We start from the raw sequence: 228 nt of genomic DNA, 5'->3' as shown, positions 1-228 counted from the left end.
CCCTTCGACCATAATTCGCTCAACGGCTTGATACTGTTGTGCACCTTTTACAAAGAAAGTACTGTAATTGTCATGCTCAACGGTAACACCAAAACGCGCCATTACATCAAGAGTAATATCAATGTAAGGCTTAGACACTAACGTGCCTTTAATTTTAATTTGAGTATCACCTTTAAATAACGGTGCAGCCATAAGCAACGCAGTTAAAAATTGGCTTGAAATACTACC

1 pseudogene is annotated in these 228 nt (G+C 38.6%); it reads right to left on the bottom strand.

Annotated elements, in window-relative coordinates:
* Positions 1-228, bottom strand: a pseudogene (locus tag R0K30_RS24000) (3-phosphoshikimate 1-carboxyvinyltransferase); the annotation flags it as partial.

The sequence above is a fragment of the Bacillus sp. SIMBA_154 genome, from assembly GCF_046536015.1.
GTDB lineage: Bacteria > Bacillota > Bacilli > Bacillales > Bacillaceae > Bacillus > Bacillus pumilus_P.
The sequence above is the reverse complement of the archived record's forward strand: the minus strand, read 5'-3'. Positions and strand labels throughout refer to the sequence as shown.